Source organism: Campylobacter sp. DY7 (genome assembly GCF_057802535.1).
This window is the reverse complement of the sequence record NZ_JBYJAU010000067.1, coordinates 1-502: the sequence shown is the minus strand read 5'-3', so window position 1 is coordinate 502 and position 502 is coordinate 1. Positions and strand designations below refer to the sequence as shown.

The following is a 502-nucleotide window of genomic DNA, read 5'->3' as shown; positions in this document are numbered from 1 at the left end:
CGAAAGTGCGCGATCGCACCGCGACGCAGCTGCTGTACGTCGTGAGCCCCTGGGCGATCCTGGTGTTCTCGGTCGTCACCGCGTGGTGGAACGCCTCCGCGCACAACTGGGGGACGGCCGCGTTCGCCGGGTTCAACTCGATCTGCGCGGCCTGGGCCATCGTCGAGAACATCGGGGTGCGCAACTCGATCGTCGACATCTGGCTCGGGTTGACGAACTGGATGTGGGTGCCGGTCGCGTCGGGCGGGGCCGGCACGGCCCCGGCGGGGGAGGACTTCGACTGGGAGGCGGCGCTCTATCACGGCTACCCGGCGGTCGGCGATCGGGCCACCGCACGGACGACTCCGCCCCGCCTCGAGGTGAAGACCCCTGCCTTCCCGACGACGCTCGATTCCGGCATCCGATGAACTCTCGCGTCAGCTACGTCTCCCCACCCGCCCCGGGACCGCACGACGGCAAGCGCCTCTCGCCCTGGCGCGTGCTCGCGGGTCTCGTCATCGTC

At 70.3% G+C, this 502-nt stretch carries 1 protein-coding gene; it reads left to right on the top strand.

What is annotated here, in order from left to right; genetic code table 11:
- Window positions 1–407, top strand: a 407-nt coding sequence (locus tag AC1B00_RS09740) for a hypothetical protein (protein WP_488849533.1), incomplete at its 5' end; no start/stop codon positions are given.
- Window positions 408–502: the final 95 nt, after the last annotated feature.